Source organism: Methylobacterium planeticum (genome assembly GCF_008806345.1).
GTDB lineage: Bacteria > Pseudomonadota > Alphaproteobacteria > Rhizobiales > Beijerinckiaceae > Methylobacterium > Methylobacterium planeticum.
The window spans coordinates 1-8,066 of the sequence record NZ_VZZJ01000062.1 but is presented as its reverse complement, the minus strand read 5'-3'; the positions used below and the strand labels follow the sequence as shown (position 1 = coordinate 8,066).

Below are 8,066 nucleotides of genomic sequence, written 5' to 3'. Positions count from 1 at the left end.
ACGGGCCGACCACCAACCTCAGAACGCCGCCCCAGTCCAAAGCCAGCATGAAAGAGTCGTGTACTGTGCCCCCAGGCGACAGGAAAGCAGGCAAGGCATTGCAGCGGCGATGATTTCTGACGCCCGCCTCAATGAAACGTTGCCCCAAGGCGGCGAGGGCGAGTTGCGCTAGGCGGCTCGACCCTCCCGCGCCGTTTGCCGATAGAGATGGTCTAGGTTCAGCCCCGCGAAATGCACCTGCCCAATGAACTCGGCAAGGAAGCTGGGCTCTAGGCCGCTCCCGTAGTCGTCGTCAGTGCCCTGGCTGGCCCAGCCGCCCAACGCCTGCACGACATCCCGAGGCGCCTTCGCCCGGCGGAGTGCATCACGGTAGGAGTGCCGGAACGAGTGGAAGGTGATGCGGGAGGTCTTCGCTCCGGCCTTATCGAGGAACCGAGCGAACCACTTTGAGAACCCAGAGAAGTAGCCGTGGGCGTCCTTGACCAACTCGGGGAAGAGCCGGGTGTGGCCCGCTCTCTGGGCATTGGCAACAAACTCAAGAAACCCGATGCGACTGAGTTCCGGGTGCAGGGGGACGTAGCGCCGGCCTGCTGCGGTCTTGATCCGCTTCCGGTCGGCCGCATCCATCTCGGACGCCTGTTCGTCGCTCAGGAGGATCACCGGCACTCCGCCGACCTCTTGCACGTCGCTGGCGTGAAGCTGACACGCCTCTCCAAGGCGTAGGCCGTGGAAGAGCGAGAGAAGGGGCACCCAAAACCGCCCGCGCCGGGGACGATGCGGACCCGGTGTCGCGTAGCCGGCTTCGTCGTTCTGGCAGCCGGTGTAGAGCGGCGCGTTAAAGAGTGCGGGCAGTATCTCGACTGGTAGCGCCTGCCTCTTGTCGCGTGCTGCCACCGGGTCATGGACCGACAGACCCTTGGCCGGGTTGCGTTCGATCCGCCACGTCTCCACGCCCCAGTTGAACAGGGCGGCAAGGTTGTTGAGGTAGTTGTTGACCGTCCCGGGGCTGAGGGTCGCCGCGCCCTCGGCAGCGCCCAGCTCAACCGCCTGCAGAAGCGGCACGTCCGGGAACTTCTTTCGGGCGTTGCTCGGAAGCCGGACGAGGGTATCCCGAACGCGTTCGCAGTCCTGGCGTGTAACCTCACTGGCTGCCTTGTCCGCCCCAACGATCTCCTTCAGGGCATCGAAGACGATCCGGTACGAAAGCAGGGTTTTGGAGTTCCGGCTTGCGCCCGGATCGGCGAGGTAGGCGTCCACAAGTTCGCCAAGAGACGAGCCGGTGGGCTTGGGCGAGGGGGGAGCAGGCGTATCGACGGGGTCCCCTGCCTGCCGCCGGGCCACCTCGTCCATGTGGCGCACAAACTCCTTGAGCATCCGGTTCAATACCTGGCGGTAGACCGGAGCCTTGTGGTCCAGCTTGAACCCATTGCTCTCAAGCCAGTCATCGAACTCATCGCGATACGGTTCGACGTTGCCTCGAGAAAGATCACGTCGCACCTCCGGCGAGACGATGACCACCGCCTCGTCCTTTGACGCGAACTCGCGATCGGACAGCTCCTCGGTTCGGTGCTCCTCATCCTCGGCCATCAGCTCGTGGAAGTAGGCAGCCGCAATGCGGTCCACCTCGGCACGGTTCAAGTGCGTGACGGGGGCAACACGGGCGCTCCGACGATGCTCCTCCATCTCGGCGTCGAAGCGGACGCTTTCGGCCCTGACGAGGAGCCTTGCCCGGTGCAGCTCCGTGGTCCGGAGCGACTTCCAGCGGTCACCCGATCCGAAGAGATGCCGCAAGTCGGCCGGGTACTTGGCGCGGAAGTAGTAGGTCGCGCCGCGGCGATGAAGGCGATCTGGCACGGCGTCCTCGCCGCCCCCGGTGTAGCAGTCCGGTGTAGCAGCCTGATGTAATTTCGCCTTGCGAGCCATACACTTGCTGTGAAATCAAACCCTTATGAGGGTACTGGCGGAAGGGGTGGGATTCGAACCCACGGTGGAGTTGCCCCCACGGCGGTTTTCAAGACCGCTGCCTTAAACCACTCGGCCACCCTTCCGGATCCGGCCCGGCTCCGCCGGCCGGGCTGTGATAGCGGAGATCGGCGCGCGGGAACATCCGGAATCTGAGGGCCGGGGTCAGGGCCTGAGGCGGGCGAGGCGGTCCAGGAGGGCGCGGTCGTGGAGGAGGGCCATGCGCTCCTTCGGGGTGAGCCAGGCCTGCGCCTCCGGGAGGGTCTCGGCTTCCACGACCTTGGCCTGGGCCAGCGTCCGGTCGGTGTCGACGCGCCCGCGCGGGCGCGGCTCGGCGGGGGGCAGCATCCGGGCATGGGCCGCCGCCAGGGGGGTGTCGGCGTGGAGCGCCGCGAGGGCGTCGGTCTCGTCGAGGCCGGTCTCGGCGTTGCGGGCCTCGAGGGCGCCGGCGCGGGCGGCGATCGCCGGGGGCCCGCGCTCCTCGGGGGTCATCAGCAGGCCGAGGCGCTTCAGCGCCAGGCCGAGGGTGAGCTGCCCGCTCGCCCAGGAGATCGGGATCGCCAGGACGAGGCCGAGGATCGTCGGGGACATCCAGAGGAACAGGGAGGTGGCGATCGCGAAGGCCGCCACCCCGGTGATCAGGCCGAGCACCGTGTGCCAGCGGTGGCGGCGCACGATGTCGCGGATCGGAATCGAGCCGTCGTCGCGCCGCTGCGGGTTCCAGCCGGTGTCGCGCCCGACCAGGATCTGGAAGACCGAGCCCGACTGGATCAGCATCGCGATGGGGGCGATCAGGGCCGAGAGCAGGATCTCGATCAGGCTCGACAGGAAGAGGCGGATCGCGCCGCCGCAGGCGCGCCGCACCGGGGCGTCGACGAGGGCGAGGATCAGCCCGAGGCCCTTCGGGGCGAGCAGGATGCCCATGGTCAGCCCGAAGAGCTGGAGGGCGCGCACGGGGTCGAAGCGCGGGAAAACCGGGTAGAGCCCGAACTCGCTCGTGAAGTATTCCGGCCGCACGTAGGCGGTCTGCAGGACGAGGGCGATACCGACCACGAGCTGCGCCAGCCAGAGCGGGGAGGCGACGTAGCCGGCGATCCCCGTGGCGAAGTGCTGGCGCGAGGCGAGGGCGAGCCCCGCCGCCCCGATGACGCGGCTGTGCTGCAGGTTCCCCTGCGCCCAGCGCCGGTCGCGCACCGCGACGTCGATGAGGGAGGGCGGGCTCTCCTCGTAGGAGCCGGGCAGCGTCGGCAGCATGGTCACGGCCCAGCCGGCGCGCCGGATCAGGGCCGCCTCCACGAAGTCGTGGCTCAGGACGTGGCCGCCGAAGGGGGGCCTGCCCGTGAGGTCGGGCAGGCCGCAGGCCTGCGCGAAGGCCCGCGTCCGGATGATGGCGTTGTGGCCCCAGTAATTGCCGTCGCGCCCCGACCAGACCGCGAGCCCCGTCGCGATCACCGGGCCGTAGATCCGGGCCGCGAATTGCTGGACGCGGGCGAACAGGGTGTTGCGGTTGATGATGAGGGGCAGGGACTGGATGATGCCGGAATCGGGGTCCGCCTCCATGGCGGCCGCGAGGGCCACCACGCAGTCGCCCGTCATCAGGCTGTCGGCGTCGAGGACCAGCATGTGGTCGTAGGCGCCGCCCCAGCGGCTGACGAAGTCGCCGATGTTGCCGGCCTTGCGGTGGTGGTTCCTCGGCCGGTGCCGGTAATGGAGGCGGGCCTCCGGCCCGAGGCGGGCGCGCAGGGCCAGGAAGGCGCGCTCCTCGGCGACCCAGGCGTCGCCCTGGGTCGAATCCGACAGGACGAACCAGTCGAAATGGGCCCCGAGCCCCGTCGCCTCGACGGATTCGCGCATGGCCTCGACCCCCGCGAAGGTGCGGGCCGTGGCCTCGTTGTAGACCGGCATCACCACCGCGGTGCGGCTCTGCAGGCGGGCGGGGCGGGGGGCGGGCTTCGGCCCGCGCAGGAGCACCAGAAAGCCGAGGATCGCCCCCGTGAAGGCCAGCGCGATCCAGGAGAAGTTGAGGGTGAACAGGGCGAGCAGCACGTATTGCAGCGCCGTGGTGCCGCCCGAGACCGAGACCGTCTCGTACATCTGGACGGCGCCGTAGGCGGTGAGCGCGGCGGCCCCCCCGAACACGAAGGCCCGGGCGAGCCAGGGCCGGCGGGGGGGGCCGGCCGGGCGGTGGCCGCAATCCGGGTCCCAGCGCGACAGGTCCTGCACCGGCATGGCGAGGGGGGCCTCGGGGGGCATCGCGGGCGCGAAGGGCGCGGAGGGCGCGGCGCCGGCGGGCCGGGCCTCGTCGGTCTGCGGGGGCGCGGGGGAGAGGATCGGGGAATCGGCCATCAGTCTCGTCTCGGTGCGGGTCCGCGGGCAGGGGAGCCTGGAGGGGGCCGGATCGGGGTCGAAGGCCTCACGGGGTCCAGCGGTAGAGCCAGGTCTCGGTGACGGCCCGGCCGCCGCGGGTCAGGGCGAGGCGCAGCTCGCAGGCCCGCTCGCTGCCGGGGTCGAGCTCGAAGGCGACCCGCACGGTCCCGCGCTCGGGGTAGGGGTAGAGGCTCTGGCGCGCGATGCCGCCGGGGCTCGCCCCGAGCACGGTCTCGAGGCCGCCCTCCTCGGCGAACAGCCCCTCGCCCGTGAAGTCGACGAGGAAGAGCCGCCGGGTGCCGCCGCTGCCGTGGCCGCTGCGGGTGCCGGTGACCCGGGCGACCGGGGGCCGCTCCGGCGGCTCCCAGCACCAGAACTGGCGGTAGGCGAAGCGGGTCTCGGCCCCGGCCGCGAGGGCGGTCCTCGGGCGCCAATAGGCCAGGATGTTCTCGTTGAACTCGGAATCGCTCGGGATCTCCAGGAGCGTCACGGCGCCCTCGCCCCAGGGGCCGAGGGGCTCGAGCCAGAGGGAGGGCCGCCACTCCCAGTGCTGCACGTCGTCCTCGAAATCCGCGTAGGCGCGCGCCCGCTGCATCAGCCCGAACCCCTTCGGATCCTGGTCGAGGAAGGAGGAGATCTGCAGGGTGTCGGGGTTGTGCACCGGGCGCCAGATCGCCTCGCCGGCGCCGTTGCGGATCTGCAGGCCCCCGGCCGCGTGGGCGGCGGCCCGGGCGTCGTCGGTGCCGCGCCGGTCGTGGGGGCCGAACAGGTAGCTCACCTGCATGCCGCCGAGGCCGAGATGGTCGATGGCGCGGCGCGGGAAGATCGTGCCCTCGATGTCGGCCAGCGAGACCTCCCCGGGGCGCAGGCTCATGCGCAGGGCCCCGGCGCAGGATTCGGAATCGATCAGCGCGTGCACCACGAGGGGCGCGCCGCCGGGGCCCGGGCGCTCGACCCAGAAGGCCCGGAACAGCGGGAATTCCTCGCCCCGCGCGTCGGCGGGCCGCAGGGTGAGGGCGCGGGCGGTGACGCCGTAGCCCTGGCCCTTGGCGACGAGGCGGAAGAACGAGGCCCCCTGGAACACCGCGAAGTCGGCGGGCGCGCCGCCCTCGAAGCGGGCCCGCAGGCGGAAGCCCGCATAACCCGGGTCCTCGGCGAACTCGGGCAGCACGATGCCGCCGGTCTCGAACCGGGCCCGGTCGTAGGGCAGGGCCCGCACCACGCCGTCCTCCACCAGGGCGAGGGCGACCCGGCCGGGGAAGATCGAGCCGCGATGCAGGGGCTCCAGGGTGTAGCCGAGGTCGTCCCCGGCCCAGACGGCGCTGCCGGGGGCGGCCCGGATGGCGCCGTACTGCTCGCGGCTGAGGCTCTTGAGGGAGGCCGGCAGGTCGTCGGTCCGCGGGGGGGCGTAGGGGGCGGCCGCGAGCGCCCGGGCGAGCTCCACCACGGTGCCGGGCTCGAAGCGGGCGCCGGGCGCGGGCAGGGCGGGGGGCTCGGCGGCCCGCGCCGGCCCGGCCCAGCCGGCGAGGCCCGTCCCGCCCGCGAGGCTCGCCGCCCCGGCCAGGCGCAGGAGGGCGCGGCGGGTGTGATCCGGGGATCCCGGGCTCGCGGGATCACAGGACGGATCCCGGGCCCGGGGGGCGGGATCGGACGAATCCACTCTCGGCAGCCTCATGCTCTCGGTCGCGTCATGCGCCCTTCATGCCAGGTTGGGGGACGCCCGGGACGGGCCCGCCGGGCCTCCGGCAGGCAGCGTCGGGCGCCGATGGGTAACATGCGGAAACCCTGTACCACGCCCCCGCCTGAACCCGGAGTTAAGGATTGGGCCGCCTCACTGGGGGGCCGGATCGGGAGGACCCTCCCGGGTCGCGGGCCGGCGTTTTGCGCGCGGGCCGCGATCGGATAGATCTCTGCCGGAACCGGTCAAGCTCCGGCCGGGCCCCGGGGCCCGGGCCGGCCAACAGGGCGCCGCAGGGCGCGAGGACGGGCGATGACGACATCCGAGACGGGGGACCGCAGCCTGACGGCGATCGTGCTCGCGGCCGGGATGGGCACGCGGATGCGCTCGAAGCGCCCCAAGGTCCTGCACGCGGTCGCCGGGCGCAGCATGCTCGGCCACGTGCTCACGGCGATCCGGGAGGCGGGCGCCGGCCGCATCGCGGTGGTGGCCGAGCCCGGCCGGGACGACGTCGCCCGGGAGGTCGCCGCGATGGCGCCCGGCGCGGTGGTCTACCCGCAGGCCGAGCGCCTCGGCACCGCCCACGCGGTGCTGGCCGCCCGCGCGGCCCTGGCGGAGCCCGACGACGACGTGGTGGTGGCCTTCGGCGACACGCCGCTCGTCACCGGCGAGACGCTGCGGCGGCTGCGCGCGCCCCTCGCCGAGGGGGCGGCGGTCGCGGTCCTGGCCTTCGCGGCGGCGGACCCGACGGGCTACGGCCGGGTGCTCACCGAGGGCCGGCGGGTGCTGGCGATCCGCGAGCACAAGGATGCCAGCGAGGCCGAGCGCGGGGTCAACCTGTGCAATGCCGGCCTGATGGCGCTGTCCGGGCCCCGGGCCCTGGCCCTGCTGACGCGCATCGGCAACGACAACGCGGCCGGCGAGTACTACCTGCCCGACGCGGTGGGGCTCGCGGTGGCGGACGGCCTCACGGTCGCGGTGGTGCCGGTGGCGGAGGCCGAGGCGCAGGGGGTCAACGACCGGGGCCAGCTCGCCGTGGCGGAGGCCGAGATCCAGGCGCGGCTGCGCCGGGCGGCCCTCCTGGGCGGCGCGACCCTGGTCGCGCCGGAGACGGTTTTCTTCAGCGCCGACACGGTGTTGGGACGGGATGTTGTGGTGGAGCCTCACGTGGTGTTCGGGCCGCAGGTGACGGTCGGCGACGATTGCGTGATCCACGCCTTCTCGCATCTGGAGGGGGCCAAGCTCGAGGCCGGGGTCAGCATCGGCCCCTACGCGCGGCTGCGGCCGGGCGCGGTGCTCGAGACGGGCGCGCGCATCGGCAACTTCGTCGAGGTGAAGAACGCGACCCTGCGCGCCGGCGCCAAGGCCAACCACCTGACCTATCTGGGCGATGCCGAGATCGGGGCCGGGGCCAATGTCGGGGCCGGCACCATCACGTGCAACTACGACGGGGTGAACAAGCACCGCACCCTGATCGGGGCGGGCGCCTTCATCGGCTCGAACTCGGCCCTCGTCGCGCCGGTTCGGGTCGGGGCCGGCGCCTACGTGGCCACGGGCTCCGTCATCACCGACGACGTGCCGGACGACGCCCTCGCGATCGCCCGGGGGCGCCAGTCCGTGAAGGCGGGCTGGGCCGAGCCGAAGCGCGCGGCGATGCGCGCCGAGAAGGAAGCCCGATCACGGAAACCGTAGAGCCGCCAAGGGCCTGCGGGCGGATCCTCGCGGGTTGCCTGAAGGGCGGGGAGGCTCCGGTCCGGGGCGTCCCGCCGCAGGGGCTGGCATCGGGCGGTCCCGATCCGGTACAAGTGCCGCGCTTCGGGCGGTCCGGCCGGGCGGCCCGTCCCTTGCGCGGGGACCGGCAGGCCCGGCGGCCCCGCCCCGTTTCGACAAGGCCGCCGGCCTCGCCGGGCACGGATCACCAGGGTTGAAGAGAGAGCCATGTGCGGCATCGTAGGCATCGTCGGGCGCGACGCGGTGGCAGGCCAGGTGATCGAGGCGCTGCGGCGGCTGGAGTACCGGGGCTACGACTCGGCCGGGATCGCCACCCTGGAGGACGGTC

At 72.4% G+C, this 8,066-nt stretch carries 4 protein-coding genes and 1 tRNA gene; 1 reads left to right on the top strand and 4 read right to left on the bottom strand.

All coding sequences use genetic code 11. The annotated features are described in order from the left end of the window. Window positions 1-168 precede the first annotated feature (168 nt). From F6X51_RS27405 to F6X51_RS27390, 4 genes are all read right to left on the bottom strand, one after another. Complete coding sequence (locus F6X51_RS27405; protein ID WP_150967235.1) at window positions 169-1,923, bottom strand: site-specific integrase; 1,755 nt, start codon at window positions 1,921-1,923, stop codon at window positions 169-171. Between the two features lie 35 nt (window positions 1,924-1,958). Next, window positions 1,959-2,048, bottom strand: a tRNA-Ser gene (locus F6X51_RS27400). 79 nt (window positions 2,049-2,127) lie between these two features. After that, complete coding sequence (mdoH, locus tag F6X51_RS27395; protein ID WP_150967233.1) at window positions 2,128-4,308, bottom strand: glucans biosynthesis glucosyltransferase MdoH; 2,181 nt, start codon at window positions 4,306-4,308, stop codon at window positions 2,128-2,130. Window positions 4,309-4,375: 67 nt separating this feature from the next. Beyond that, window positions 4,376-6,004 (bottom strand): glucan biosynthesis protein, encoded by a 1,629-nt coding sequence (locus tag F6X51_RS27390; protein ID WP_150967231.1) that lies wholly within the window; start codon window positions 6,002-6,004, stop codon window positions 4,376-4,378. 315 nt (window positions 6,005-6,319) lie between these two features. Between F6X51_RS27390 and glmU the strand changes: the two genes are divergently transcribed. Then, window positions 6,320-7,699 carry a bifunctional UDP-N-acetylglucosamine diphosphorylase/glucosamine-1-phosphate N-acetyltransferase GlmU gene (gene glmU / locus F6X51_RS27385; RefSeq protein WP_150967229.1) on the top strand — a complete coding sequence of 460 codons (1,380 nt, stop codon included), beginning with the start codon at window positions 6,320-6,322 and terminating at the stop codon, window positions 7,697-7,699. Window positions 7,700-8,066 lie beyond the last annotated feature (367 nt).

Coding starts and splice junctions, on each gene's coding strand:
- glmU (WP_150967229.1), top strand. CDS start 6,320: ATGACGACATCCGAGACGGGGGACCGCAGCCTGACGGCGATCGTGCTC.
- mdoH (WP_150967233.1), bottom strand. CDS start 4,308: ATGGCCGATTCCCCGATCCTCTCCCCCGCGCCCCCGCAGACCGACGAG.
- F6X51_RS27390 (WP_150967231.1), bottom strand. CDS start 6,004: ATGAGGCTGCCGAGAGTGGATTCGTCCGATCCCGCCCCCCGGGCCCGG.
- F6X51_RS27405 (WP_150967235.1), bottom strand. CDS start 1,923: ATGGCTCGCAAGGCGAAATTACATCAGGCTGCTACACCGGACTGCTAC.